This window comes from Citrobacter sp. RHBSTW-00524 (assembly GCF_013747755.1).
Taxonomy (GTDB): Bacteria; Pseudomonadota; Gammaproteobacteria; order Enterobacterales; family Enterobacteriaceae; genus Citrobacter; species Citrobacter braakii.
Genome location: NZ_CP056421.1, coordinates 4,221,953 through 4,247,398, shown reverse-complemented (window position 1 = coordinate 4,247,398; position 25,446 = coordinate 4,221,953). Strand labels below are relative to the sequence as shown.

Sequence of the window (25,446 nt, the reverse complement as noted above, 5' to 3'; positions counted from 1 at the left end):
CTTGCGTGAACCCATTACGCACGAGTAATGTGCTGGCAGAAAAACGAAAGAGGCGATGACGCTATGCTGGGATTAAAACAGGTTCACCATATTGCCATTATTGCGACGGACTACGCGGCGAGTAAGGCATTTTACTGTGATGTGCTTGGCTTTACGCTAATCAGCGAAGCCTACCGGGAAGAACGTGACTCGTGGAAAGGTGATCTGGCATTGAACGGTCAGTATGTGATTGAGCTTTTTTCTTTTCCATTTCCGCCTTGCCGTCCGAGCCGACCGGAAGCCTGCGGTTTACGCCATCTGGCGTTCAGCGTAGATGACGTGGAAAAAGCGATCGCGCATCTGGAAGCTCACCACGTGAAGTGCGAATCCGTGCGTATCGATCCGTTTACCGGCAAACGCTTTACGTTTTTTAACGATCCGGACGGATTACCGCTCGAACTGTACGAGCTGTAAGTCTTATCATTGTGGCATTAGCCTGGCAATGTGCCGGGCAATGCCCTTGTAAGTAACCATCATGACGACACTCACGCTGAACACTTCACTGCTAAATTCTCAATCGATTCTGGTCGCCTTTAGCGGCGGGCTGGACTCCACCGTGCTGCTGCATCAGCTGGTACTGTGGCGAGCGCAAAATCCTGAGGTTGCCTTGCGTGCAATCCATATTCATCACGGATTAAGCCCGCAGGCAGACAGTTGGGTGCAACACTGTGAGTCGGTATGCGCACAGTGGCAGGTGCCGCTGGTGGTTGAACGGGTCCAACTTGAGGATGATGGTCTGGGCATCGAAGCTCAGGCGCGACGCGCGCGCTATCAGGCATTTGCGCAGACCTTACTACCGGGTGAAGTGCTGATGACCGCCCAGCATCTCGACGACCAGTGTGAAACCTTTCTACTGGCGCTTAAGCGCGGCAGTGGTCCTGCCGGGCTTTCCGCCATGGGCGAAAGCTCACCATTTGCCGGAACCCAACTGATTCGACCGCTGCTGGCGCAAACGCGAGAGGCGCTTGAAGTATGGGCGCGACAGCATGAATTATGCTGGATCGAAGATGAAAGTAATCAGGATGATGCCTACGATCGCAATTTTCTCAGATTGCGCGTTACCCCGTTGCTCCAACAACGATGGCCGCACTTCGCGCAAGCCGCAGCCCGTAGCGCCGCGCTGTGCGCCGAGCAGGAGAGTTTACTGGATGAACTGCTGGCCAATGATTTAGCCGACTGCGTGACTGCCCAAGGCACGCTGTTACTGGCACCGTTAATGATGATGAGTGGCGTGCGGCGTGCCGCTCTGCTGCGTCGCTGGCTGGCGGGGTTAAATGCGCCGATGCCTTCCCGGGACGGGCTGGAACGTATCTGGCAGGAAGTGGCGTTGGCGCGAGAAGATGCTTCCCCCTGTTTTCGTCTAGGAGAATATGAGGTCCGTCGCTATCAGTCACAGCTATGGTGGGTTAAATCGGTCGACGGGCAAAGCGAAACAGTCATCCCGTGGTCATGCCGGGAAACGCCGTTGACGCTGCCAGCCGGGTTAGGCTCGGTGCAGCTAATCTCTGCTGGCGAATTGCGCATGCCGCAAGCAGGTGAAGCCGTCAGTATTCGTTTTAAAGCGCCAGGCGTATTGCATATTGTCGGGCGTAACGGTGGACGTAAATTAAAGAAAATCTGGCAGGAGCAGGGGATCCCGCCTTGGAGACGAGATACCACGCCGTTGTTGTTTTACGGTGAAACGTTGATTGCGGCTGCGGGTGTTTTTGTGACGCGTGAGGGTGCGGCGGTAGATGAAGAAGGTATTAGTCTGATTTGGCATGCCTGATGGCGGTGCGATTATCAGGCCTGGTCATTTAGGCCTGATAAGGTGCAAGAAAAGTTAAGATTCGCTGACGACCACGGTACCGATTTGCGGGTGGCTGAAGCTGGCAATTTTATCGAGACGAAGCTCCCGGATTTCACCTGCGACATCTGCGACCAGATACTCCACGTTTTTGCGTGAAACCAGGTCATTCGCTTTCGCCTGCAAAACTTCGCCATCTTTTAGCGCCAGCGTCAGTAACAAATGGTTCTGGCAGGCGAGTTCAAGATTGTCGTAATCATCACAATTGATGGGTTGATACGTTTCATTCATTGACATAATCGCTCACCAGTAAGTTGGCGGCAGCATAGGCCGCTTTTTCCCTGACCGACTCTGGAAGGGCGCTGTCTGCCGCCACTTCATTAAGCACCTTCAATACGCAACCCAGCGCATCCGGGATATACCCTAAGTCTCCGCTGGCGATTTCCGCGTACCGCTTGCGTATTAACTCACAATATTTTTCCACATGCCCTCCTGTCAGCACTCTGACTTAACCGTGGATGCAAGTCTAAGCCTACGAAGATAAACTCTGTTTAGCAAGGTGACTATACCATACTCATTCAAGCAATATCAGCGCCTTGATTGAGGAGCTGTTAGCAGCCTTTTGCCGCGGTTTTCGCTACAATGAGCGCCTGATTCGAAAGGAGTTCTCTCATGGCGCTTAAAGCGACAATTTATAAAGCCGTCGTCAACGTAGCGGATCTCGACCGCAACCAGTTCCTTGACGCGGCCTTGACGCTGGCGCGTCATCCCTCTGAAACCCAGGAGCGCATGATGCTGCGCCTGCTGGCCTGGATTAAATATGCCGATGAACGGCTGCAGTTCACGCGTGGCCTGAGTGCTGAAGACGAGCCTGAAGCATGGCTGCGTAACGACCATCTGGGCATCGATCTCTGGATTGAACTGGGTCTGCCGGATGAGCGTCGTATTAAAAAAGCCTGTACCCAGTCTGGTGAGGTTGCTCTGTTTACTTACAACAGCCGTGCGGCCCAGATCTGGTGGCAGCAAAACCAGAACAAGTGTGCGCAGTTTAAAAATCTCACCGTGTGGTATCTGGATGATGAACAGCTGGCGCAACTGAGTGATTTTGCTGGTCGTACAATGGCGCTGCAGGCAACTATCCAGGATGGCGCTATCTGGCTGTCTGATTCTCAGAACAATCTGGAAATTCATCTGACCGCGTGGCAGCCGCGTTGATGATTGTTATCTCCCGAAACGTCTCTATCCCTGACAGTGAGCTGGAAATCACGGCGATTCGGGCACAGGGCGCGGGCGGTCAGCACGTTAACAAGACCTCCACGGCTATCCATTTGCGCTTTGACATTCGGGCCTCAGGCCTGCCAGAGTATTACAAGGAACGTCTGCTGGCCGCCAGCCATCATCTGATTAGCAGCGATGGCGTTATTATCATAAAGGCGCAGGAATACCGTAGCCAGGAGCTAAATCGGGAAGCGGCAATCTCCCGACTGGTGGCGGTGATAAAAGAATTAACCGCGGTGCAAAAAAGCCGACAGGCAACACGTCCTACGCGCGCCTCGAAAGAGCGCAGGTTGTCATCGAAGGCGCAAAAATCCACAGTGAAAGCACTGCGTGGGAGAGTTCGTCGAACGCAAGACTGACGAGCGGGAATAAAAAATTATAAGGAATTCATAGTGAAAACAGCAATATTGTCCGTGGTCGCTGCATGCACGCTTTTTTCCTTGATCGGCTGTAACAACCGTACTGAAGTCGATGTACTACAGCCGACGCGGGCGGCAGAATTAAAACCGATGCAGCAAAGCTGGCGTGGCATTTTGCCTTGCGCGGACTGCGAAGGAATTGAAACCTCTCTGTTCCTGGAAAAAGACGGCACATGGGTGATGAATGAACGCTATCAGGGCGTGCGAGATGAACCGTCCTCCTTTGCTTCTTATGGTACATGGGCGCGCACTGCCGATAAGCTGGTGCTGACTGACAGCAAAGGTGAGAAGTCGTACTACCGGGCAAAAGGTGAAGCGCTGGAGATGCTCGATCGTGAAGGTAACCCGATTGAGTCACAGTTCAACTACACGCTTGAGCCAGTTTCCGCCAGCTTACCGGTGACGCCAATGCCGATGCGGGGCATGTACTTCTATATGGCTGACGCGGCAACCTTCACTGATTGTGCGACGGGTAAAAGAGTCTCTGTCGCGAACAATGCACAACTGGAGCGAGATTATCTGACTGCGCGTGGTGCAACGGATAAGGCAGTTCTGCTTACTGTGGAAGGGCACTTCACGATGGAAGAAAATCCTGATACAGGCACGCCAGTGAAAACCTTAAGAGCGGATAAAGAAATTAAGTTTATCCCTGGCCAGAGTTGCGATGATTAATCTGCAGCTTATAAAAACTGTCCGGCGATCGCCCGGACAGTTTTTTCTTATCGGATCAATCCAACAAAACGGCTGGTTTTGATATAAATCCCTAACTTCAGGTGGCCGATATACTGTAGCTGCGTTTCAGACTTAAACGCGGAAATGTCACCTTCGCGCATATGCATCAGGTCGGAAGGGCTAATCCAACCCGGCTGCGCCATTGTTAGCGGATGCCCGGCTGTGGCAAACGCATCGGTTACGAATTCGGAGCAAAACCACGCCTTCTTTTCTCCTTCGCTGGTATTGTTCAACTGTGCTTTTGCCAGCCCGCTGACGCATTGCTGGCGAAAATCCTCTGAGAAAGGATTCAATGAACATATTTGCCGGGTCACCATAAACGGAATAAATTCGACGATGCCGCGGTAGTTATAGCCGCTATCTTTGATTTTATAAGCGAATGTTTTGATTTCTTCGGCCTGCTGCGGTGTGAGGTTGGGGACCCGCAGAGCAAAAAGCTTATCGCTGTGATTTTCAGCCTTTTTAAGCGAAATGATTTGTACTCCCGCCCCGGTCGCTTCGGCAACTTCATTATCGCCAAGGTAAACGGCGACATGGCTGACAGAAGAGGTGCTGAACGCGCGAATACCAAATGAGGTCACCCCAAGACTAGAGGAAAACAGCAGGTCGCCCGGCCTGAGGTCGGTATCCGTAATTTCATGCAGCGCTTGATCGGTAAATGAGCTTTGATGCTGGAGTTTTATCTCCCATTTCTTTGCCTGGGCATCAACAGCGGTTGCTGATGAATTTTGCTGACTGACGTCAATCGTGCAGGCTGAAAGCAGAAGAACGAAGGGGAGGAGCAGGCGGTAATACGCCGTTGGTTTAGCCATTTTATACAATCCATGTAAAAAAGGCCCTGATCCTCAGGGCCTTGTGCTGGTATTAGCCTTTAATAGCTTTGACCAGGTAGTCGACGATGTCGCCGGTTTTAATCAGCTCTTTCTCGCCGTTACGACGGTATTTGTATTCGATATCGTCGTTGTCGAGGTTACGGTCGCCCAGCACGATGGTATGCGGAATACCGATGAGCTCCATATCAGCAAACATCACGCCTGGACGCTCTTTACGATCGTCCATCAGCACTTCAATACCCTGCGCGCGCAGCTCCGCGTACAGCTTTTCAGCCAGCTCCTGCACACGGTAGGATTTGTGCATGTTCATCGGCAGAATAGCAACCTGGAACGGGGCAATGGCGTCTGGCCATACAATGCCGCGATCGTCGTAGTTCTGTTCAATCGCAGCAGCCACAACGCGAGTGACCCCGATACCGTAGCAGCCCATGGTCAGCGTCTGGTTACGACCATCTTCTCCCTGAACGGCGGCTTTCATCGCTTCAGAGTACTTGGTACCCAACTGGAAGATGTGGCCCACTTCGATACCGCGTTTGATCATCAGCGTACCTTTGCCATCCGGGCTTGGATCGCCGGCGACCACGTTACGAATGTCAGCCACTTCCGGGGTGGCCACATCGCGATCCCAGTTGATACCGAAATAGTGTTTACCGTCGATGTTGGCACCGGCAGCAAAATCGCTCATTACCGCAACGGTACGGTCGATAACCACCGGAATAGGCATGTTCACCGGACCCAGAGATCCTGGACCTGCTTTAACCAGCGCACGAATTTCTTCTTCGGTGGCGAAGGTCAGCGGGCTGGCAACCTGCGGCAGTTTTTCCGCCTTGACTTCGTTCAGCTCGTGATCGCCACGAACCAGCAGCGCAACCAGCGGGTAGCTGCTGCCTTCAACCGCTTTCACCAGCAGGGTTTTCACGGTTTTCTCGATAGGCAGGTTGAATTGTTCAACCAGCTCGGCGATGGTTTTAGCGTTCGGCGTATCAACCAGCGTCATTTCCTGCGTTGCAGCGGCGCGCGGTTCTTTCGGTGCAACAGCTTCGGCAAACTCGATGTTTGCCGCATAGTCGGAAGAGTCAGAGAAGATCACATCGTCTTCACCGCTCTGCGCCAGCACCTGGAATTCGTGAGAGGCGCTGCCGCCGATAGAACCGGTATCCGCTTGTACCGCACGGAAATCCAGCCCCATACGGCTGAAGATTTTGCTGTACGCAGCGTACATCGCGTCGTAGGTTTCCTGCAGAGATTCCTGAGAGGTGTGGAAAGAGTAGGCATCTTTCATCAGGAATTCGCGGGAACGCATCACGCCGAAGCGCGGACGCACTTCGTCACGGAATTTGGTCTGGATCTGATAGAAGTTCAGCGGCAGCTGTTTGTAAGAGCTCAGCTCATTACGGATCAGGTCGGTGATCACTTCTTCATGCGTTGGGCCGAGTACGAACGAACGATCGCCACGGTCAGCAATACGCAGCAGTTCCGGGCCGTATTGTTCCCAACGGCCGCTCTCTTCCCACAGTTCAGAAGGCTGAACGACCGGCATCAACACCTCGATCGCACCGGCGTTGTTCATCTCTTCACGCACGATGTTTTCGACTTTTTTCAGGACGCGCACGCCGGTCGGCAGCCAGGTATATAACCCAGAGGCCAGCTTGCGGATCATCCCGGCGCGCAGCATCAGCTGGTGGCTGATAACCTCGGCGTCGGCAGGTGTCTCCTTCAGAGTGGAGAGCAGATATTGGCTAGTACGCATGTTGTTACGGTTCCAGTTGAACGATCGAACAGGCTCAAAATGAGCCTGGCACAAAACAAAAGTGGTTTAGTTTACCAGCGAGAAGGGGATGTCAAAAGAGTACGCGATGCAAATTAGCGGGCTTCCAGAGCAAAGACCTCAAATCCTGACGGCGTCACGCGCCAGCGGACGTTAAAGTCCAGCAACCAGACGGCATAGGTTTTGCCTTCTTCCTCGTTTTTACGGTAGGCAGGACGCGGATCCTGCGCCAGCACTTCGGCAATAAACTGACGAAGATGCGGGTAACGCTGTTCGAGCTTTGGGAGTTGCTCAGCGAGCTCTTCACTGAACGTCACGTCTACACTGGCCTGCGGCGCGTCCTGAGCATAGCTGGCGCGAGCATCAGGCAGCGATTCGGCAAACGGCAGATACGGTTTTATATCCACTACCGGCGTGCCATCAACAAGATCCAGCCCGCCGAGCTCAAGGATTACGTGCTCTTTATGGCAACGGATGCCCCGCAGCTCAACCAACGACATGCCAACAGGGTTCGGACGAAACGTTGAACGCGTGGCAAAGACGCCCATTCTGGCATTGCCGCCAAGACGGGGAGGGCGCACGGTTGGACGCCATCCGCCATCCATTGTCTGGTGAAAAACAAAAATCACCCACAAATGGCTGAAGGCTTCCAGGCCGCGAACGGCATCGGCCTGGTTATAAGGTGCGAGCAAATGCAGTTCACCGCTGGCACTTTTCACCAGACCTGGCTGGCGTGGAACGGCGAACTTTTCTTTATAAGGTGAGCGGATAACGCCTATTTGCTCGAACTGAAAATGGCTCATTTCGCCGAAATGTTCAGTGCAGAACCGATGCAAACCGCCTGGCGATAGCAACCCGGCGTTCCGCTGGTTACTTCGCAACTGTGCAGCAATACCGCATTTGCTTTCATTTTAGATGCGTTAATCTGCATGCGTTTGCGTGCGGTTGGAATGCTCGGTGGAGAATCCTGGTTGGATGCCTGGCAGGATTCGCCGCTGACTTCGCCGAGATCGCGGAACGGTTTGCCAACTAAATCTTCAGCGTTAGTAATGATTCTTACCGGCGCCGCGCGCGGTGCTTTGGGTTTTTCCGGCTCCGCTTTAGGCGGGGTAGCGGTGCTTTGAACGGGTTCAACAGGGGATCTGCTTAACATAGAACAGCCGCTCAGCATGAGTGCTACTAAACAGATCGGTAAAGCACGCATAATATTTCCTCAATGAATGATCTAAACGTCAGATATTGAATCAGGTGCTTGCATAAATGACAAGACGGGCAAGCGCCCGTCCTGATGATATTACAGATTCTGGAAACAGCCTAAAATTACCAGCCCTTAACAGCACCGCCGTTGAAGACTTTGTTTGCTGCTTCGTACACTTCGTCAGACTGGTATGCCTGAACGAATTTCTTCACATTCTCAGCATCTTTATTGTCTTCACGAGTCACGATCAGGTTTACGTACGGAGAATCTTTATCTTCAACAAAGATACCGTCTTTAGCCGGGGTCAGGCCGATCTGGCTGGCGTAGGTCGTGTTGATGACCGCCAGTGCGATTTGCGCATCGTCCAGGGAACGCGGCAGCTGCGGCGCTTCCAGTTCAACCAGCTTCAGGTTTTTCGGGTTTTCAATCACGTCCAGCGCGGTCGGCAGCAGACCAACACCCTCTTTCAGTTTGATTAAGCCCACTTTTTGCAGCAGCAGCAGGGAGCGGCCAAGGTTAGTCGGATCGTTTGGAATCGCGACCTGAGAACCTTCTTGCAACTCATCCAGTGATTTGATTTTTTTAGAGTAGCCCGCAATCGGGTAAACAAAAGTATTACCTGCAGCAACCAGTTTGTAGCCGCGATCTTTGATCTGTTGATCCAGGTACGGTTTGTGCTGGAAGGCGTTAGCATCAATATCGCCTTTGCTCAGTGCTTCGTTAGGCAGGACGTAATCGTTAAACGTGACCAGCTCAACGTCCAGACCGTATTTTTCTTTAGCCACTTTCTGCGCGACTTCTGCGACCTGCTGCTCTGCGCCAACAATAACGCCCACTTTGATGTGGTTAGGATCTTTTTCATCCTGACCGCAACCCACAAGTGCCAGAGAACCGATCAGGGCTCCAACTGCCGCAAAGGTTTTGAATTTGAACGCCATGCTTATTTCCTTTTCTTAATGAGTTTTTAGTGTTGTGTGCAACGTTATTTGTGCGTGACAGCCCGGACGATGCGATCACCGGATAACTGAATTAAATAAACCAGAATGACGAGCAATACCAGCACTGTATTCATGACGGTAGCGTTGTAGCCAATATAACCGTACTGATAACCAATCTGGCCAAGGCCACCGGCACCGACGGCACCGCCCATCGCGGAATACCCCACCAGCGTGATAAGGGTGATGGTGGCCGCATTGACCAGTCCAGGCAGTGCTTCTGGAAGTAATACCTTACGTACAATTTGCAGCGGCGTGGCGCCCATTGCACGGGAGGCTTCAATCAGCCCGGTCGGGATTTCGAGCAGCGCGTTTTCCACCATACGGGCGATAAACGGCGCGGCGCCGACGGTCAGCGGGACGATAGCGGCCTGCAGCCCAATAGAGGTGCCAACGATCATGCGGGTGAACGGAATCATCCACACCAGCAAGATAATGAACGGGATGGAACGGAAAATATTCACCAGTGCAGAGAGCGTGCGGTAGAGCTTCGCGTTCTCAATGATTTGCCCCGGCCGCGTTACGTACAGCAACACGCCAACCGGCAGGCCAATCACAAAACCAAAAAAACCGGACACAAAGGTCATTGCCAGCGTTTCCCATACGCCGCGAACCAGCAGCCACATCATCGGCTCAGACATAACCCAGTACCTCTACTTTTACATGGTGTTCCTGCAACCAGTTAATGGCTGCTTGCGTATCTTCCTGTGTGCCGTGCATTTCAGTCAGCATGATGCCGAACTTCACGCCGCCGGCGTAATCCATCTGCGCGCTAATAATGTTGTTATTCACGTTAAAGCGACGGGCCGTCTCAGAAAGTAATGGCGCATCAACCGAATGACCGGTGAATTCCATGCGCAGCATTGGCACGCTGTCGGCTTCTGGCTTTGCTTTTAAACGTTCCAGATAATCTTCCGGGATATCCAGGTGTAGCGTGGACTGGATAAATTTCTGTGCCAGCGGCGTTTTCGGGTGGGAGAACACTTCGCTGACGGTGTCCTGCTCAATCAGCTCACCATTACTGATGACCGCTACGCAGTCACAAATGCGTTTTACAACGTCCATCTCATGGGTGATCAGCAGAATGGTGAGTCCCAAACGACGGTTAATGTCTTTCAATAATTCCAGAATCGAGCGGGTTGTTGCCGGATCAAGTGCGCTGGTGGCTTCATCACACAGCAACACTTTTGGATTGCTGGCCAGCGCACGCGCAATCGCCACTCGCTGTTTTTGTCCACCGGAAAGGTTGGCCGGGTAGCTGTCGTGCTTGTCGCCAAGGCCGACTAAATCCAGCAGTTCTGTTACACGGCGTTTGAGCTCTTCCTTTGGCGTGTTATCCAGTTCCAGCGGCAGCGCGACGTTGCCAAACACGGTACGGGAAGAGAGCAGGTTAAAGTGTTGGAAAATCATGCCGATTTGACGGCGAGCTTTGGTCAGCTCGGATTCAGAAAGCGTCGTCAGCTCCTGACCGCCAACCTGAACACTGCCTTCGGTTGGGCGTTCAAGTAAGTTAACGCAGCGAATGAGCGTACTTTTACCGGCACCGGAGGCGCCAATGACGCCATAAATCTGCCCGGCAGGAACGTGCAGGCTGACTTTATTTAGCGCCTGAATGGTGCGAGTCCCCTGCTGGAACACTTTGGTGATATTCGAAAGTTTAATCATTGGTTATTTATTATCGTAATTAAGTTAGCCGTGGCATTTTCGTCTGTCTGGGACGGTCGAAGCCGTCAACAAGATGGATGTTAAGGCATCCAGACGTCTAAATCAATCTAGCTTTGCACGATGAGCACTTTCTTGCCCGCCGAAACATGCGATACTAGAGCCACATGCCTTATTCAGGAGCTATAAAAGGTGGCAAAATCTGTACCCGCAATTTTTCTCGACCGCGACGGCACCATTAATGTGGACCACGGTTACGTACATGAGATTGACGAGTTCGAGTTTATCGACGGCGTTATTGATGCCATGCGTGAACTTAAAAATATGGGTTACGCGCTCATTATCGTGACAAACCAGTCTGGTATCGCTCGTGGCAAATTTACTGAGGCACAGTTTGAAACGTTGACCGAATGGATGGACTGGTCGCTGGCCGATCGCGACGTTGATTTGGATGGTATCTACTATTGCCCGCATCATCCGCAGGGCACAGTAGAAGAGTATCGTCAGGTCTGCGACTGTCGTAAACCGCATCCTGGAATGTTGATCTCCGCCCGAGACTTCCTGCATATCGATATGGCCGCTTCCTATATGGTAGGCGACAAGATAGAAGATATGCAGGCAGCAGCAGCGGCGAATGTTGGAACGAAGGTTCTGGTGCGCACGGGTAAACCTGTTACGCCGGAAGCAGAAAATGCGGCAGATTTGGTCATAAACAGTCTGGCAGACCTGCCAATGGCGATAAAAAAGCAGCAAAAGTAAGCGCAATGGATAAAAGGTGAGCGGTTGAAACAAAAATGCATTTTTCCGCTTGTCTTCCTGAGTCGACTCCCTATAATGCGCCTCCATCGACACGGCGGATGTGAATCACTTCACACAAACAGCCGGTTCGGTTGAAGAGAAAAACCTGAAAATGAGGGTTGACTCTGAAAGAGGAAAGCGTAATATACGCCACCTCGCGACAGAGCGCTAAAGCGCGTCGCAACTGCTCTTTAACAATTTATCAGACAATCTGTGTGGGCACTCGAAGATACGGATTCTTAACGTCGCAAGACGAAAAATGAATACCAAGTCTCTGAGTGAACACGTAATTCATTACGAAGTTTAATTCACGAGCATCAAACTTAAATTGAAGAGTTTGATCATGGCTCAGATTGAACGCTGGCGGCAGGCCTAACACATGCAAGTCGAACGGTAGCACAGAGGAGCTTGCTCCTTGGGTGACGAGTGGCGGACGGGTGAGTAATGTCTGGGAAACTGCCCGATGGAGGGGGATAACTACTGGAAACGGTAGCTAATACCGCATAACGTCGCAAGACCAAAGAGGGGGACCTTCGGGCCTCTTGCCATCGGATGTGCCCAGATGGGATTAGCTAGTAGGTGGGGTAACGGCTCACCTAGGCGACGATCCCTAGCTGGTCTGAGAGGATGACCAGCCACACTGGAACTGAGACACGGTCCAGACTCCTACGGGAGGCAGCAGTGGGGAATATTGCACAATGGGCGCAAGCCTGATGCAGCCATGCCGCGTGTATGAAGAAGGCCTTCGGGTTGTAAAGTACTTTCAGCGAGGAGGAAGGTGTTGTGGTTAATAACCGCAGCAATTGACGTTACTCGCAGAAGAAGCACCGGCTAACTCCGTGCCAGCAGCCGCGGTAATACGGAGGGTGCAAGCGTTAATCGGAATTACTGGGCGTAAAGCGCACGCAGGCGGTCTGTCAAGTCGGATGTGAAATCCCCGGGCTCAACCTGGGAACTGCATCCGAAACTGGCAGGCTAGAGTCTTGTAGAGGGGGGTAGAATTCCAGGTGTAGCGGTGAAATGCGTAGAGATCTGGAGGAATACCGGTGGCGAAGGCGGCCCCCTGGACAAAGACTGACGCTCAGGTGCGAAAGCGTGGGGAGCAAACAGGATTAGATACCCTGGTAGTCCACGCCGTAAACGATGTCGACTTGGAGGTTGTGCCCTTGAGGCGTGGCTTCCGGAGCTAACGCGTTAAGTCGACCGCCTGGGGAGTACGGCCGCAAGGTTAAAACTCAAATGAATTGACGGGGGCCCGCACAAGCGGTGGAGCATGTGGTTTAATTCGATGCAACGCGAAGAACCTTACCTACTCTTGACATCCAGAGAACTTAGCAGAGATGCTTTGGTGCCTTCGGGAACTCTGAGACAGGTGCTGCATGGCTGTCGTCAGCTCGTGTTGTGAAATGTTGGGTTAAGTCCCGCAACGAGCGCAACCCTTATCCTTTGTTGCCAGCGGTTCGGCCGGGAACTCAAAGGAGACTGCCAGTGATAAACTGGAGGAAGGTGGGGATGACGTCAAGTCATCATGGCCCTTACGAGTAGGGCTACACACGTGCTACAATGGCATATACAAAGAGAAGCGACCTCGCGAGAGCAAGCGGACCTCATAAAGTATGTCGTAGTCCGGATTGGAGTCTGCAACTCGACTCCATGAAGTCGGAATCGCTAGTAATCGTGGATCAGAATGCCACGGTGAATACGTTCCCGGGCCTTGTACACACCGCCCGTCACACCATGGGAGTGGGTTGCAAAAGAAGTAGGTAGCTTAACCTTCGGGAGGGCGCTTACCACTTTGTGATTCATGACTGGGGTGAAGTCGTAACAAGGTAACCGTAGGGGAACCTGCGGTTGGATCACCTCCTTACCTTAAAGAAACGTTCTTTGTAGTGCTCACACAGATTGTCTGATGAAAAGTAAATAGCAAGGCGTCTTGCGATTGAGACTTCAGTGTCCCCTTCGTCTAGAGGCCCAGGACACCGCCCTTTCACGGCGGTAACAGGGGTTCGAATCCCCTAGGGGACGCCACTTGCTGGTATGTGTGAGTGAAAGTCGCCGACCGAAGTATCTCAAAACAGACTTTCGAGTCTCGTTTGAGATATTTGCTCTTTAAAAATCTGGATCAAGCTGAAAATTGAAACGACACACTGTTTCATTTCTCCGTAAACAAGAAATGAAAAGCGGTGTGTCCGAGTCTCTCAAATTTTCGCAACACTGAAGTGTTTTACGAAACATCTTCGGGTTGTGAGGTTAAGCGACTAAGCGTACACGGTGGATGCCCTGGCAGTCAGAGGCGATGAAGGACGTGCTAATCTGCGATAAGCGTCGGTAAGGTGATATGAACCGTTATAACCGGCGATTTCCGAATGGGGAAACCCAGTGTGATTCGTCACACTATCATTACGTGAATACATAGCGTAATGAAGCGAACCGGGGGAACTGAAACATCTAAGTACCCCGAGGAAAAGAAATCAACCGAGATTCCCCCAGTAGCGGCGAGCGAACGGGGAGCAGCCCAGAGTCTGAATCAGCATGTGTGGTAGTGGAACGGTCTGGAAAGTCCGACGGTACAGGGTGATAGTCCCGTACACAAAAGTGCATGTGTTGTGAACTCGAAGAGTAGGGCGGGACACGTGGTATCCTGTCTGAATATGGGGGGACCATCCTCCAAGGCTAAATACTCCTGACTGACCGATAGTGAACCAGTACCGTGAGGGAAAGGCGAAAAGAACCCCGGCGAGGGGAGTGAAAAAGAACCTGAAACCGTGTACGTACAAGCAGTGGGAGCCTCTTTATGGGGTGACTGCGTACCTTTTGTATAATGGGTCAGCGACTTATATTCTGTAGCAAGGTTAACCGAATAGGGGAGCCGAAGGGAAACCGAGTCTTAACTGGGCGTTAAGTTGCAGGGTATAGACCCGAAACCCGGTGATCTAGCCATGGGCAGGTTGAAGGTTGGGTAACACTAACTGGAGGACCGAACCGACTAATGTTGAAAAATTAGCGGATGACTTGTGGCTGGGGGTGAAAGGCCAATCAAACCGGGAGATAGCTGGTTCTCCCCGAAAGCTATTTAGGTAGCGCCTCGTGAACTCATCTTCGGGGGTAGAGCACTGTTTCGGCTAGGGGGTCATCCCGACTTACCAACCCGATGCAAACTGCGAATACCGAAGAATGTTATCACGGGAGACACACGGCGGGTGCTAACGTCCGTCGTGAAGAGGGAAACAACCCAGACCGCCAGCTAAGGTCCCAAAGTCATGGTTAAGTGGGAAACGATGTGGGAAGGCACAGACAGCCAGGATGTTGGCTTAGAAGCAGCCATCATTTAAAGAAAGCGTAATAGCTCACTGGTCGAGTCGGCCTGCGCGGAAGATGTAACGGGGCTAAACCATGCACCGAAGCTGCGGCAGCGACACTATGTGTTGTTGGGTAGGGGAGCGTTCTGTAAGCCGTTGAAGGTGTGCTGTGAGGCATGCTGGAGGTATCAGAAGTGCGAATGCTGACATAAGTAACGATAATGCGGGTGAAAAACCCGCACGCCGGAAGACCAAGGGTTCCTGTCCAACGTTAATCGGGGCAGGGTGAGTCGACCCCTAAGGCGAGGCCGAAAGGCGTAGTCGATGGGAAACAGGTTAATATTCCTGTACTTGGTGTTACTGCGAGGGGGGGACGGAGAAGGCTATGTTAGCCGGGCGACGGTTGTCCCGGTTTAAGCATGTAGGCGGAGATTCCAGGTAAATCCGGAGTCTTGCTAACGCTGAGGTGTGATGACGAGGCACTACGGTGCTGAAGTAACAAATGCCCTGCTTCCAGGAAAAGCCTCTAAGCATCAGGTAACACGAAATCGTACCCCAAACCGACACAGGTGGTCAGGTAGAGAATACCAAGGCGCTTGAGAGAACTCGGGTGAAGGAACTAGGCAAAATGGTGCCGTAACTTCGGGAGAAGGCACGCTGATATGTAGGTGAAGTGATTTACTCATGGAGCTGAAATCAGTCGAAGATACCAGCTGGCTGCAACTGTTTATTAAAAACACAGCACTGTGCAAACACGAAAGTGGACGTATACGGTGTGACGCCTGCCCGGTGCCGGAAGGTTAATTGATGGGGTTATCCGTAAGGAGAAGCTCTTGATCGAAGCCCCGGTAAACGGCGGCCGTAACTATAACGGTCCTAAGGTAGCGAAATTCCTTGTCGGGTAAGTTCCGACCTGCACGAATGGCGTAATGATGGCCAGGCTGTCTCCACCCGAGACTCAGTGAAATTGAACTCGCTGTGAAGATGCAGTGTACCCGCGGCAAGACGGAAAGACCCCGTGAACCTTTACTATAGCTTGACACTGAACACTGGTCCTTGATGTGTAGGATAGGTGGGAGGCTTTGAAGTGTGGACGCCAGTCTGCATGGAGCCAACCTTGAAATACCACCCTTTAATGGCTGGTGTTCTAACGTAGACCCGTGATCCGGGTTGCGGACAGTGTCTGGTGGGTAGTTTGACTGGGGCGGTCTCCTCCTAAAGAGTAACGGAGGAGCACGAAGGTTAGCTAATCCTGGTCGGACATCAGGAGGTTAGTGCAAAGGCATAAGCTAGCTTGACTGCGAGAGTGACGGCTCGAGCAGGTGCGAAAGCAGGTCTTAGTGATCCGGTGGTTCTGAATGGAAGGGCCATCGCTCAACGGATAAAAGGTACTCCGGGGATAACAGGCTGATACCGCCCAAGAGTTCATATCGACGGCGGTGTTTGGCACCTCGATGTCGGCTCATCACATCCTGGGGCTGAAGTAGGTCCCAAGGGTATGGCTGTTCGCCATTTAAAGTGGTACGCGAGCTGGGTTTAGAACGTCGTGAGACAGTTCGGTCCCTATCTGCCGTGGGCGCTGGAGAATTGAGGGGGGCTGCTCCTAGTACGAGAGGACCGGAGTGGACGCATCACTGGTGTTCGGGTTGTCATGCCAATGGCATTGCCCGGTAGCTAAATGCGGAAGAGATAAGTGCTGAAAGCATCTAAGCACGAAACTTGCCCCGAGATGAGTTCTCCCTGACCCTTTAAGGGTCCTGAAGGAACGTTGAAGACGACGACGTTGATAGGTCGGGTGTGTAAGCGTAGCGATACGTTGAGCTAACCGATACTAATGAACCGTGAGGCTTAACCTTACAACGCCGAAGGTGTTTTGGCGAAAGAGACATCGAAATTCAGCTTGATTACAGATTACATCGACAGACCTGAGAGGTGTGTTGATAAACAGAATTTGTCTGGCGGCTGTAGCGCGGTGGTCCCACCTGACCCCATGCCGAACTCAGAAGTGAAACGCCGTAGCGCCGATGGTAGTGTGGGGTCTCCCCATGCGAGAGTAGGGAACTGCCAGGCATCAAATTGCAGTAAACCGGGATGAATAATCCGGGTAGTGACAAAGAAATTCGGTGGAGCGGTAGTTCAGTTGGTTAGAATACCTGCCTGTCACGCAGGGGGTCGCGGGTTCGAGTCCCGTCCGTTCCGCCACTTATTAAAAGCCCTGAGCTAACGCTCAGGGCTTTTTCTTTTCCAGCGATTTAATTATTGCTGAATCCGCAAAAATCCTCTGCATTTTTCACTCTTTTTCGGCAAAGAACTGATGGTCATAATCCTCTCAGTTAACGAACATAGTGATTAAAAAGAGGAATTCTATGACTATCCCTGCATTTGGTTTAGGTACGTTTCGCCTGAAAGACGACGTGGTTATCGCTTCTGTCAAAACGGCGCTTGAGCTGGGCTACCGTGCTGTCGACACTGCGCAAATCTATGAAAATGAAGCGGCTGTTGGTCAGGCAATTGCCGAAAGTGGCGTACCGCGTAACGAGTTGTACATCACCACCAAGATCTGGATTGAAAATCTCAGCAAAGACAAACTGATCCCAAGTCTGAAAGAAAGTCTGAAGAAACTGCGTACGGATTATGTTGATTTGACGCTGATCCACTGGCCATCTCCGGGCGATGCGGTATCCGTTGAAGAGTTTATGCAGGCGCTGCTTGAAGCGAAAGAGCAGGGGCTGACTCGCGAAATTGGTATCTCAAACTTCACTATTCCGCTGATGGAAAAAGCCATTGCTACAGTCGGTGCAGACAATATCGCGACCAACCAGATTGAGCTGTCTCCGTATCTGCAGAGTCGTAAGGTGGTTGACTGGGCTAAAGCGCACGGTATCCACATCACCTCTTACATGACGCTGGCTTACGGTAAGGCGCTAAAAGATGAAGTGATTGCACGCATTGCCGCTAAACATAACGCGACCCCGGCGCAGGTTATTCTGGCATGGGCAATGGATGAAGGTTACTCCGTGATCCCTTCATCTACCAAGCGTGAAAACCTGGCAAGCAACCTGCTGGCGCTGGACCTGCATCTGGATACTGAAGATAAAAAAGCGATCGCGGCACTGGACTGCAACGATCGTCTGGTCAGCCCGGAAGGTCTGGCCCCTGATTGGGATTAATTGCCCGACCCTCTGTACCTTTAACCCTCTTTCACAGCTCCTTCGGGAGCTGTTCTTATATACTCACTTAAAAAGTCTATAAATGCCCGAATGCGTGTACTGACCGCACGATCGCTGTAGTAAACGGCGCTGAAAGGCATTTCTACCGGCAGACGTTTATCGGCCAGCAGCTCCACCAGTTCTCCCCGCGCGATCTCTTTATCAATCATATAATCTGAAAGACATGCGATACCATTGCCGCTCAGGCAAAGCTGTTTTAACGTTTCCCCGCTGTTGGAAGAAATCCCACATTCGACCTCATGGAGCTGTCCGTCGCTACGGGCAATCGGCCAGGTATTGAGTGAAACGGGTTCGGAAAACCCCAGACACAGATGCTGCTTTAACTGTTCGACAGTCTCAGGCTTGCCAAAACGGGCAATATAGTCCGGTGAGGCAATAATCTTACGATAGCTGGTAAACAACGGACGCGCACGCAGGCTTGAGTCAGTCAGCGTACCTGCTCGTATCGCGACATCCACTTTTCGTTCAATAAGATTGATGAACGTTTCTGAGGAGACAAGAGACAACGTCATCTCAGGATATCGCTCACGGAACGGTTTGATTAGCGGCATCAGGAAATGCAGCATCACCGGCGTTGCCGCGTCGATACGCAACAGGCCGCGCGGGGTATTGCGTGACTCCATGATTTCCGTTTCTGCTGCTGCCATCTCTTGCAGTATCTGCTGCACACGCCTGAAGTAGCGTTCTCCTTCTTCTGTCAGGCTTAGCTGTCGGGTCGTTCGATTAAGCAGACTCACACCCAATTTCATCTCCAGCTTTTTTACTGCCCGACTGACTGCGGAATTAGCCTGACCGAGTTGTTCTGCCGCCCGGCTGAAGCTGCCGCTTTCCACAACGGCCACAAAAATCGCAAGTTCTTCAGAGGTTGCTTTCATTTTTGCACCTGACGCAAAATTATATTGAGATTTTGAATGTTTTTGTTATTAAAACATCCCGGCATACTGCGTGTCATCTGATTACTGATGTTACGGAGTTATTTATGCCTCTCGCATTATTTGCACTAACAATAAGTGCCTTCGCTATTGGCACGACTGAGTTTGTGATTGTTGGCCTGGTGCCGACCATTGCTCAACAACTGGCAATCTCGTTACCTTCAGCTGGGATGCTGGTTTCAATCTATGCGCTGGGTGTGGCGATTGGCGCACCAGTGCTGACCGCTCTGACCGGAAGCCTGCCACGTAAAAAGTTGCTTGTCGCGCTGATGGTCCTGTTTACGGCGGGGAATTTACTGGCATGGCAGGCACCCGGGTATATGACACTTATTGTCGCCCGTCTGCTGACGGGGCTGGCTCACGGCGTATTCTTCTCGATTGGTTCCACTATCGCGACAAGTCTGGTGCCAAAAGAAAAAGCGGCTTCCGCTATCGCTATTATGTTCGGTGGCTTAACCGTTGCGTTGGTCACGGGCGTGCCGCTGGGTACGTTTATCGGCCAGCACTTTGGCTGGCGTGAGACTTTCCTGGCAGTATCAATGTTAGGCGTGATTGCGCTGATTAGTAGTCAACTGCTGATCCCGGCTAACATTCCTGGTCGAGCGGCCGCCAGCATTCGCGACCAGGTGAAAGTGCTGACTCATCCTCGTCTGTTGCTGATTTACGCCGTTACGGCATTGGGCTACGGTGGTGTGTTCACAGCTTTCACCTTCCTGGCACCGATGATGCAGGATCTGGCGGGCTTCTCCCCGGCAGCGGTAAGCTGGATCTTACTGGGTTACGGGGTATCAGTTGCTATCGGCAATATCTGGGGTGGTAAGCTGGCGGATAAGCATGGTGCGGTTCCTGCATTGAAATTCATTTTTGCCGCGCTGTTTGTTCTGCTGATGGTCTTCCAACTGACGGCTTCCACGCAGTACGCCGCGCTGGCTACCATTCTGGTGATGGGGATCTTTGCCTTCGGTAACGTACCAGGATTGCAGGTCTACGTGGTACAGAAAGCGGAACAATTTACGCCCAATGCTGTTGATGTGGCGTCAGGGCTGAACATTGCAGCGTTTAACATTGGTATTGCACTGGGTTCCGTGATTGGCGGACAAACGGTCGAGCATTATGGGTTGGCGCAGACACCATGGATTGGCGCACTTATTGTTCTGGTGGCTTTCCTGCTGATGGGGCTGAGCGGCCGTCTTGATAAGCCCACGCACGTTGCTCTGGGGTAAATCATTGATGTAAGCGCCCACTTACAAAACAAACTGCAATTGTTCGTTGAAAGTGAGTGCTAAAATCCCTATAACAGAAGAACCAGTCCGGCTGCGGACTGGTTGACGTTACAGAGGTTTGAAAGTCTAAAGTGCGAAAAAACACCTATGCCATGCGTTATGTTGCCGGTCAACCCGCCGAGCGGATTTTACCGCCGGGCTCGTTTGCGCATATTGGCCAGGCATTACCCGCAGGCGTACCGTTGAGCAGTGAAGATCGCATTCGCGTGCTGGTATGGAATATTTTTAAACAGCAGCGAGCAGAGTGGCAGTCGGTGCTGAAGAATTTTGGCAAAGACGCGCATCTGGTGTTATTGCAGGAAGCGCAAACCACACCAGAACTGGTGCAGTTTGCGACCACTAACTATCTCGCTGCCGACCAGGTTCCCGCATTTGTGCTGCCTCAGCACCCCTCTGGCGTTATGACACTCTCCTCCGCCCATCCTGTTTACTGCTGCCCATTGCGCGAGCGTGAGCCTATTTTACGGCTGGCGAAATCGGCGCTGGTGACGGTGTACCCGTTGCCTGACACTCGGTTGTTAATGGTGGTGAATATCCACGCGGTTAACTTTAGCCTTGGCGTTGATGTCTATAGTAAGCAGTTACTTCCCATTGGCGATCAGATTGCTCATCACAGCGGTCCGGTGATTATGGCCGGCGATTTTAATGCCTGGAGCCGTCGACGGATGAATGCGCTGTACCGCTTTGCGCGTGAAATGTCGCTGCGCCAGGTGCGCTTTACCGACGATCAGCGCCGCCGCGCGTTTGGTCGTCCTCTCGATTTTGTGTTCTATCGCGGTCTGAACGTGAGTGAGGCCTCTGTGCTGGTCACACGCGCCTCCGACCACAATCCGCTACTCGTTGAATTCAGTCCCGGCAAACCTGAACAATAACGGTGTGTCAGGTCTGCCGTAGGGCAGGCCTGTGATGGTTGCCCTTCATATTTCACAACAACCGAAGGACAACACAATGACAACACGCTCTCATCATGACAACGTCGAAAAACAGTTTGGCTCTCAGGCTAATGCCTACTTAACCAGTGCGGTGCACGCCTCTGGTCGTGACTTGCAACGTCTGGGGGAAAGGTTGCAGGCATTTCCGCAGGCCCGCGTGTTGGATATGGGATGCGGAGCGGGGCATGCCAGCTTTGTGGCCGCGCAATACGCAAAGCAGGTAGTGGCATATGATTTATCGTCGCAGATGCTTGACGTGGTCACTGAAGCGGCAAAGGACAGAGGTCTGGAGAATATCGCCACACGACAGGGTTATGCTGAAAGCCTGCCGTTTGAAGATAACGTATTTGACGTGGTGATTAGCCGCTATTCCGCGCATCACTGGCATGATGTCGGGCGTGCGTTGCGAGAAGTGAACCGCGTTCTGAAGCCCGGCGGCGTGCTGATTGTGATGGATGTGATGTCGCCAGGCCATCCTGTACGTGACATCTGGTTGCAAACTGTGGAGGCGTTACGCGATACCTCGCACGTACGCAACTATTCCAGCGGAGAATGGCTGTCGTTAATCAATGACGCCAATCTGATTGCCGATACCTTGTTAACCGATCGTCTGCCGCTGGAGTTCAGTTCGTGGGTGGCGCGGATGCGCACGCCTGCAGCATTGAGCGACGCGATCCGTGTATACCAACAAAGTGCTTCTGCGGAAGTGAAAGCCTATTTTGCGTTACAGGAAGATGGCTCGTTTACCAGCGATACGATAATGGTTGAAGCACATAAAGCGGGATAAATAAAAAAGGCACTGGGGGGAAACCAGTGCCTTCATTTCTACAATGCTATCAGGAGTCCGGCATACCGCTGTTTTTCACAAACAACGTTAGCTGATCGCCTGGCTGCAGATTGTTCGTATCGCTGTTCCAGCGCATCACATCCTTGATGTTAACCCCGTGGCGTTTGGCAATGCTCGAGAGCGAGTCGCCTTTACGCACACGATAGGTGATGCTATCGCTGTTGTTCGCCAGTCGCTGTGCGCTGGTACCAGCGCCCACCGTCAGATTTTGGCCTACTTTCAGCGATGACCCGCGCAGATTATTCCACTGCTTAAGGTCATTGGTGCTCACGCCAAGACGTGAAGCGACACCAGAAAGCGTATCGCCAGAGCGAACTTTGTAGCTACGGCTGTTCAGCGGCGTGTTATCCGCAACCAACGTTGACTGCACGGCTGCAATTTCGCCTGAGGCCAGAGACTCACGCAGCTTCTCTGCATGCTTCTTTGGCACCATCACATATTGCGGACCGCTGGCACCCAACGTGGAGCCTTTCACGCCTGCATTGAAGGTTTTCAGCTTGCTGACGGAAATACCCGCCATATCGGCAACCTGAGCCATTTCAACCGGGCTACTCAGGCGAACACGTGCCAACGCGCGGCTTTCGTCTGTTGTTGGCAGACGCACGCCATAGCGTTTGCTGTTTTTGAGTATATCGCTCAATGCCAGCATTTTTGGCACATATAGCTTCGTTTCCTGAGGCAATGGCAACGACCAGAAGTCAGTGGGTTTACCACGGGCTTTGTTCGTTTTAATTGCCTTCATGACACGACCTTCACCGCTATTATAAGCAGCAACGGTCAGCAGCCAGTCGCCATCAAACATTTTGTTCAGACGCTGCATCATGTCCAGTGCGGCGGTGGTGGAAGCCACAACGTCGCGACGTGCATCATAATTGCGGGTCTGTTTTAAACCATAATTGCGCCCCGTGCTCGGAATGATCTGCCAAATACCTGCGGCATTGGCGCCAGACGTTGCGTGAGGATCAAAAGCGCTCTCCACTATGGGTAGTAGTACCAGTTCCATTGGCATGTTACGTTTCTTAACCTGCCCGGCTATCCAGTACATATACGGCTCTGCCCGTAAAGTTACATCGTGGAGATAGCTCTTATTGCGTAAATACTTCTGTTTCTGTTCGCGAATCCGGTTGTTTTCCGGAATTCCCATCTTTAGCTCGTCACCAATGAAAGCCCACAAATCTTGATCAGCAGCGATAGATGTTCCGTCGTCCATCCATCGCGCCTGACTTGTAAACTTTCCTGCTTCCCCTTGACCAGCTGCAGAAAGGCTCTGTGCGTGTTGTTGGACGTTACCAGTATTCTGGCACCCAACAAGCAGGACAGAGGCGAGTAATATCGCTTTTGCCTTCATGTGTGTGTCAATAGTTGCTTAAAAGACGACCGATCATAACGGCGAAGTTTTCAAAAGGCAACCCGCAATTGTCAGAACGTATCTTTCTTTGACCTTAACCAGGCAAAACGCTCTTCAGGTTGTTGCAATATTGTTTTTTTATTTATTTCATTAATTAAATCAATATCTTCTGTTCTTAAAAAAAGATTATTTCGTCGCTCATTTTTCAGAATTACGGGGAGTGTCATTTGTTTTTTTACGCGTAACTCATTAACTTTACGATAATATTCATTTATGAACGGATCGTGCGGAAGAATGCTTAAGGCAAACTTCATGTTTGCTAATGTGTACTCATGTGCGCAACAAATCAATGTATCGTCAGGAAGTGCGTTTAGTTTTTTAAGTGATTGATACATTTGAGATGCTGTGCCTTCAAAAAGCCGACCGCAGCCACCGGAGAAGAGCGTGTCGCCGCAAAACAGGTAAGGGTGGCTAAAGTAACAGATATGTCCTAAAGTGTGACCCGGCGTAGCAATTACCGTAAATTCATGCCCCAAAACGAGTGCAATATCGCCATCTTCGACTATATGCGTCGTTCCCTTATCTTGCGTTTCAGCCGGTCCGTATACCGCTATTTGTGGGAAATGTTGCAGAAGTTCTTTCACGCCGCCCACGTGATCCTGATGATGATGTGTCAGCAGAATGGCCTCGGGAACCCAGTTATGTTCTGCAATAGCTTTCAGAACAGGTTCTGCTTCACCCGGGTCCACAATCAGACAATGTTTGTCATTATTCGACAGGACCCAGATGTAATTGTCCTGAAATGCAGGAATACTGTTAAGATTCATAGATTATCTCTCAATGCGTAACGGAAGGTTGTGATGAAACCGGCAAGGATCCCTCAAACTGTCGTAGCGCCCGTTAGTTGGGATGATTTGCCCTGGGGCGAACACTATCGTCAGGCGCTGGAGCATCAGCTTAACCCGTGGTTCGCAAAAATGTACGGATTTCATCTGCTTAAGATTGGTAATTTAAGCGCAGAAATCAATTCCGAAGCGTGCGCGGTTTCTCATCAGGTAAATGTTTCTTTGCAAGGCGCTCCCATGCAGGTGACTGCCGATCCTTTACATCTGCCCTTTGCCGATAAGTCCGTGGATGTTTGTTTGTTGGCTCATACGCTGCCGTGGTGTTCCGATCCACATCGCTTATTGCATGAAGCCGATCGCGTGCTTATTGATGACGGTTGGTTGATTCTGAGCGGCTTTAACCCGGTAAGTCTGATGGGATTGCGTAAACTGGTGCCCGTATTGCGTAAAACATCGCCCTACAACAGCCGGATGTTTACCCTCATGCGGCAGTTGGACTGGCTCTCATTGTTGAATTTTGAAGTACCGCACTATAGCCGTTTTCATGTCCTGCCCTGGAACAAGAAGGGCGGGAAAATGTTAAGCGCCCATATCCCTGCGCTGGGCTGTTTGCAACTGGTGGTTGCGCGTAAGCGAACCATTCCGCTTACGCTCAACCCGATGAAACAAAATAAAAGCAAAACGCCTATCCGCCAGGCCGTTGGCGCAACCCGGCAATACCGTAAACCGGACGCTTAAGCCTCCGCCTGATACCCAATATCATCCTGAGTGGGACGCATTGCAGCAGCGCGCGCAAGCTCATCACAGCGTTCGTTTTCCGGATGGCCCGCATGGCCTTTAACCCATTCCCATTTGATTTGATGCGGCCCCAGCGCGGTATCCAGACGTTTCCACAGATCGACGTTCTTCACTGGTTTTTTATCTGCTGTTTTCCAGCCGCGCTTCTTCCAGTTGTGGATCCACTGCGTAATGCCCTGGCGCACATACTGGCTGTCCGTGCTGAGTATCACTTCACACTGTTCTTTCAGGGCTTCCAGCGCAACGATTGCCGCCATCAGCTCCATGCGATTATTGGTGGTGAGGTTGTAGCCTTCGCTAAAGGTTTTTTCGCGCCCGCGATAGCGTAAAATCGCCCCATAACCACCTGGCCCTGGATTTCCCAGGCAAGAACCATCGGTGAAAATCTCTACCTGTTTAAGCATCTCTGGTAGACTTCCTGTTT

General features: G+C 51.8%; 24 protein-coding genes, 2 tRNA genes and 3 rRNA genes. 16 read left to right on the top strand and 13 right to left on the bottom strand.

Annotated elements, in window-relative coordinates; all coding sequences use genetic code 11:
- Positions 1–63 precede the first annotated feature (63 nt).
- Positions 64–453, top strand: a complete 390-nt coding sequence (locus tag HV229_RS20540) for a VOC family protein (protein WP_016151771.1) — start codon at positions 64–66, stop codon at positions 451–453.
- A gap of 61 nt (positions 454–514) precedes the next feature.
- A complete protein-coding gene (gene tilS / locus HV229_RS20535) occupies positions 515–1,807 on the top strand; it encodes a tRNA lysidine(34) synthetase TilS (RefSeq protein ID WP_181546258.1) in 1,293 nt (430 codons plus the stop codon).
- A 54-nt stretch (positions 1,808–1,861) separates the two neighbouring features.
- On the opposite strand, the gene rof is transcribed toward tilS, so the two are convergent.
- On the bottom strand, positions 1,862–2,122 hold the full coding sequence (rof, locus tag HV229_RS20530; RefSeq protein ID WP_016151773.1) for a Rho-binding antiterminator: 261 nt from the start codon (positions 2,120–2,122) through the stop codon (positions 1,862–1,864).
- On the bottom strand, positions 2,109–2,309 hold the full coding sequence (locus tag HV229_RS20525) for a YaeP family protein (protein ID WP_003018499.1): 201 nt from the start codon (positions 2,307–2,309) through the stop codon (positions 2,109–2,111). Before HV229_RS20525 ends, rof begins: the two co-directional genes overlap by 14 nt.
- Before the next feature lie 188 nt (positions 2,310–2,497).
- On the opposite strand from HV229_RS20525, the gene HV229_RS20520 reads away from it, so the two are divergent.
- Genes HV229_RS20520 through nlpE form a run of 3 tightly spaced genes read left to right on the top strand, consistent with a single transcriptional unit; the run spans position 2,498 to position 4,194 of the window.
- Positions 2,498–3,040 (top strand): YaeQ family protein, encoded by a 543-nt coding sequence (locus tag HV229_RS20520; RefSeq protein ID WP_016151774.1) that lies wholly within the window; start codon positions 2,498–2,500, stop codon positions 3,038–3,040.
- Positions 3,040–3,462, top strand: coding sequence for an alternative ribosome rescue aminoacyl-tRNA hydrolase ArfB (gene arfB, locus HV229_RS20515; protein WP_016151775.1), 423 nt, complete (start codon positions 3,040–3,042; stop codon positions 3,460–3,462). Before HV229_RS20520 ends, arfB begins: the two co-directional genes overlap by 1 nt.
- 30 nt (positions 3,463–3,492) lie before the next feature.
- Complete coding sequence (gene nlpE, locus HV229_RS20510; RefSeq protein WP_087121852.1) at positions 3,493–4,194, top strand: envelope stress response activation lipoprotein NlpE; 702 nt, start codon at positions 3,493–3,495, stop codon at positions 4,192–4,194.
- Between the two features lie 47 nt (positions 4,195–4,241).
- Here nlpE and HV229_RS20505 read toward each other — a convergent pair whose 3' ends face one another.
- The 7 genes from HV229_RS20505 to metN form a co-directional block, all read right to left on the bottom strand.
- Positions 4,242–5,066 (bottom strand): YaeF family permuted papain-like enzyme, encoded by an 825-nt coding sequence (locus HV229_RS20505; RefSeq protein ID WP_053389214.1) that lies wholly within the window; start codon positions 5,064–5,066, stop codon positions 4,242–4,244.
- A 52-nt stretch (positions 5,067–5,118) separates the two neighbouring features.
- Positions 5,119–6,837 (bottom strand): proline--tRNA ligase, encoded by a 1,719-nt coding sequence (proS, locus tag HV229_RS20500; RefSeq protein ID WP_016151778.1) that lies wholly within the window; start codon positions 6,835–6,837, stop codon positions 5,119–5,121.
- A gap of 113 nt (positions 6,838–6,950) precedes the next feature.
- Complete coding sequence (gene tsaA, locus HV229_RS20495) at positions 6,951–7,658, bottom strand: tRNA (N6-threonylcarbamoyladenosine(37)-N6)-methyltransferase TrmO (RefSeq protein WP_019078410.1); 708 nt, start codon at positions 7,656–7,658, stop codon at positions 6,951–6,953.
- On the bottom strand, positions 7,655–8,059 hold the full coding sequence (gene rcsF / locus HV229_RS20490; protein WP_016151780.1) for an Rcs stress response system protein RcsF: 405 nt from the start codon (positions 8,057–8,059) through the stop codon (positions 7,655–7,657). Before rcsF ends, tsaA begins: the two co-directional genes overlap by 4 nt.
- Positions 8,060–8,175: 116 nt before the next feature.
- Positions 8,176–8,991 (bottom strand): methionine ABC transporter substrate-binding lipoprotein MetQ, encoded by an 816-nt coding sequence (metQ, locus tag HV229_RS20485; protein ID WP_047417107.1) that lies wholly within the window; start codon positions 8,989–8,991, stop codon positions 8,176–8,178.
- Between the two features lie 44 nt (positions 8,992–9,035).
- The gene (locus HV229_RS20480; RefSeq protein ID WP_016151781.1) at positions 9,036–9,689 is read right to left on the bottom strand and encodes a methionine ABC transporter permease MetI; all 654 of its coding nucleotides are present in this window, start codon (positions 9,687–9,689) and stop codon (positions 9,036–9,038) included.
- Positions 9,682–10,713, bottom strand: coding sequence for a methionine ABC transporter ATP-binding protein MetN (gene metN, locus HV229_RS20475; RefSeq protein WP_142418032.1), 1,032 nt, complete (start codon positions 10,711–10,713; stop codon positions 9,682–9,684). The genes HV229_RS20480 and metN overlap by 8 nt, the downstream gene beginning before the upstream one ends.
- A 189-nt stretch (positions 10,714–10,902) precedes the next feature.
- On the opposite strand from metN, the gene gmhB reads away from it, so the two are divergent.
- The 7 genes from gmhB to dkgB all read left to right on the top strand — a co-directional run bounded on the left by gmhB (position 10,903) and on the right by dkgB (position 17,977).
- Positions 10,903–11,469 carry a D-glycero-beta-D-manno-heptose 1,7-bisphosphate 7-phosphatase gene (gene gmhB / locus HV229_RS20470; RefSeq protein WP_016151783.1) on the top strand — a complete coding sequence of 189 codons (567 nt, stop codon included), beginning with the start codon at positions 10,903–10,905 and terminating at the stop codon, positions 11,467–11,469.
- A gap of 364 nt (positions 11,470–11,833) precedes the next feature.
- A 16S ribosomal RNA gene (locus tag HV229_RS20465) occupies positions 11,834–13,375 on the top strand.
- 85 nt (positions 13,376–13,460) lie between these two features.
- Positions 13,461–13,536 (top strand) — tRNA-Glu (locus tag HV229_RS20460).
- A 220-nt stretch (positions 13,537–13,756) separates the two neighbouring features.
- A 23S ribosomal RNA gene (locus tag HV229_RS20455) occupies positions 13,757–16,663 on the top strand.
- 98 nt (positions 16,664–16,761) lie between these two features.
- Positions 16,762–16,877 (top strand): 5S ribosomal RNA (gene rrf, locus HV229_RS20450).
- Together the 16S, 23S and 5S rRNA genes with 2 tRNA genes alongside form the textbook arrangement of a ribosomal RNA operon.
- A 55-nt stretch (positions 16,878–16,932) precedes the next feature.
- Positions 16,933–17,009, top strand: a tRNA-Asp gene (locus tag HV229_RS20445).
- A 164-nt stretch (positions 17,010–17,173) separates the two neighbouring features.
- Positions 17,174–17,977: a 2,5-didehydrogluconate reductase DkgB gene (dkgB, locus tag HV229_RS20440; RefSeq protein WP_019076057.1), complete on the top strand. Its 804-nt coding sequence runs from the start codon at positions 17,174–17,176 to the stop codon at positions 17,975–17,977.
- Positions 17,978–17,997: 20 nt separating this feature from the next.
- Here the strand turns inward: dkgB and yafC are convergent, their stop codons facing one another.
- Positions 17,998–18,912 carry a DNA-binding transcriptional regulator YafC gene (gene yafC, locus HV229_RS20435; RefSeq protein ID WP_016155740.1) on the bottom strand — a complete coding sequence of 305 codons (915 nt, stop codon included), beginning with the start codon at positions 18,910–18,912 and terminating at the stop codon, positions 17,998–18,000.
- Between the two features lie 104 nt (positions 18,913–19,016).
- On the opposite strand from yafC, the gene HV229_RS20430 reads away from it, so the two are divergent.
- From HV229_RS20430 to HV229_RS20420, 3 genes are all read left to right on the top strand, one after another.
- A complete protein-coding gene (locus HV229_RS20430; protein WP_103284442.1) occupies positions 19,017–20,192 on the top strand; it encodes an MFS transporter in 1,176 nt (391 codons plus the stop codon).
- Between the two features lie 131 nt (positions 20,193–20,323).
- Positions 20,324–21,124, top strand: coding sequence for an endonuclease/exonuclease/phosphatase family protein (locus HV229_RS20425; RefSeq protein ID WP_029139415.1), 801 nt, complete (start codon positions 20,324–20,326; stop codon positions 21,122–21,124).
- A gap of 76 nt (positions 21,125–21,200) precedes the next feature.
- Complete coding sequence (locus HV229_RS20420) at positions 21,201–21,971, top strand: class I SAM-dependent methyltransferase (RefSeq protein WP_181546257.1); 771 nt, start codon at positions 21,201–21,203, stop codon at positions 21,969–21,971.
- Positions 21,972–22,020: 49 nt separating this feature from the next.
- Here the strand turns inward: HV229_RS20420 and mltD are convergent, their stop codons facing one another.
- Positions 22,021–23,379 (bottom strand): murein transglycosylase D, encoded by a 1,359-nt coding sequence (gene mltD, locus HV229_RS20415; protein WP_029139416.1) that lies wholly within the window; start codon positions 23,377–23,379, stop codon positions 22,021–22,023.
- Positions 23,380–23,450: 71 nt separating this feature from the next.
- On the bottom strand, positions 23,451–24,206 hold the full coding sequence (gloB, locus tag HV229_RS20410) for a hydroxyacylglutathione hydrolase (RefSeq protein WP_046274999.1): 756 nt from the start codon (positions 24,204–24,206) through the stop codon (positions 23,451–23,453).
- Between the two features lie 33 nt (positions 24,207–24,239).
- Here gloB and HV229_RS20405 point away from each other — a divergent pair, with 33 nt between their 5' ends.
- Positions 24,240–24,962 (top strand): class I SAM-dependent methyltransferase, encoded by a 723-nt coding sequence (locus HV229_RS20405; RefSeq protein ID WP_181546255.1) that lies wholly within the window; start codon positions 24,240–24,242, stop codon positions 24,960–24,962.
- Here HV229_RS20405 and rnhA read toward each other — a convergent pair.
- Complete coding sequence (gene rnhA / locus HV229_RS20400; protein WP_016151805.1) at positions 24,959–25,426, bottom strand: ribonuclease HI; 468 nt, start codon at positions 25,424–25,426, stop codon at positions 24,959–24,961. The genes HV229_RS20405 and rnhA overlap by 4 nt on opposite strands.
- Positions 25,427–25,446: the final 20 nt, after the last annotated feature.

Coding starts and splice junctions, on each gene's coding strand:
- HV229_RS20540 (WP_016151771.1), top strand. CDS start 64: ATGCTGGGATTAAAACAGGTTCACCATATTGCCATTATTGCGACGGAC.
- tilS (WP_181546258.1), top strand. CDS start 515: ATGACGACACTCACGCTGAACACTTCACTGCTAAATTCTCAATCGATT.
- dkgB (WP_019076057.1), top strand. CDS start 17,174: ATGACTATCCCTGCATTTGGTTTAGGTACGTTTCGCCTGAAAGACGAC.
- yafC (WP_016155740.1), bottom strand. CDS start 18,912: ATGAAAGCAACCTCTGAAGAACTTGCGATTTTTGTGGCCGTTGTGGAA.
- HV229_RS20430 (WP_103284442.1), top strand. CDS start 19,017: ATGCCTCTCGCATTATTTGCACTAACAATAAGTGCCTTCGCTATTGGC.
- rof (WP_016151773.1), bottom strand. CDS start 2,122: ATGTCAATGAATGAAACGTATCAACCCATCAATTGTGATGATTACGAC.
- metQ (WP_047417107.1), bottom strand. CDS start 8,991: ATGGCGTTCAAATTCAAAACCTTTGCGGCAGTTGGAGCCCTGATCGGT.
- HV229_RS20505 (WP_053389214.1), bottom strand. CDS start 5,066: ATGGCTAAACCAACGGCGTATTACCGCCTGCTCCTCCCCTTCGTTCTT.
- HV229_RS20480 (WP_016151781.1), bottom strand. CDS start 9,689: ATGTCTGAGCCGATGATGTGGCTGCTGGTTCGCGGCGTATGGGAAACG.
- mltD (WP_029139416.1), bottom strand. CDS start 23,379: ATGAAGGCAAAAGCGATATTACTCGCCTCTGTCCTGCTTGTTGGGTGC.
- HV229_RS20520 (WP_016151774.1), top strand. CDS start 2,498: ATGGCGCTTAAAGCGACAATTTATAAAGCCGTCGTCAACGTAGCGGAT.
- rcsF (WP_016151780.1), bottom strand. CDS start 8,059: ATGCGTGCTTTACCGATCTGTTTAGTAGCACTCATGCTGAGCGGCTGT.
- HV229_RS20420 (WP_181546257.1), top strand. CDS start 21,201: ATGACAACACGCTCTCATCATGACAACGTCGAAAAACAGTTTGGCTCT.
- tsaA (WP_019078410.1), bottom strand. CDS start 7,658: ATGAGCCATTTTCAGTTCGAGCAAATAGGCGTTATCCGCTCACCTTAT.
- HV229_RS20405 (WP_181546255.1), top strand. CDS start 24,240: ATGAAACCGGCAAGGATCCCTCAAACTGTCGTAGCGCCCGTTAGTTGG.
- gloB (WP_046274999.1), bottom strand. CDS start 24,206: ATGAATCTTAACAGTATTCCTGCATTTCAGGACAATTACATCTGGGTC.
- proS (WP_016151778.1), bottom strand. CDS start 6,837: ATGCGTACTAGCCAATATCTGCTCTCCACTCTGAAGGAGACACCTGCC.
- arfB (WP_016151775.1), top strand. CDS start 3,040: ATGATTGTTATCTCCCGAAACGTCTCTATCCCTGACAGTGAGCTGGAA.
- metN (WP_142418032.1), bottom strand. CDS start 10,713: ATGATTAAACTTTCGAATATCACCAAAGTGTTCCAGCAGGGGACTCGC.
- rnhA (WP_016151805.1), bottom strand. CDS start 25,426: ATGCTTAAACAGGTAGAGATTTTCACCGATGGTTCTTGCCTGGGAAAT.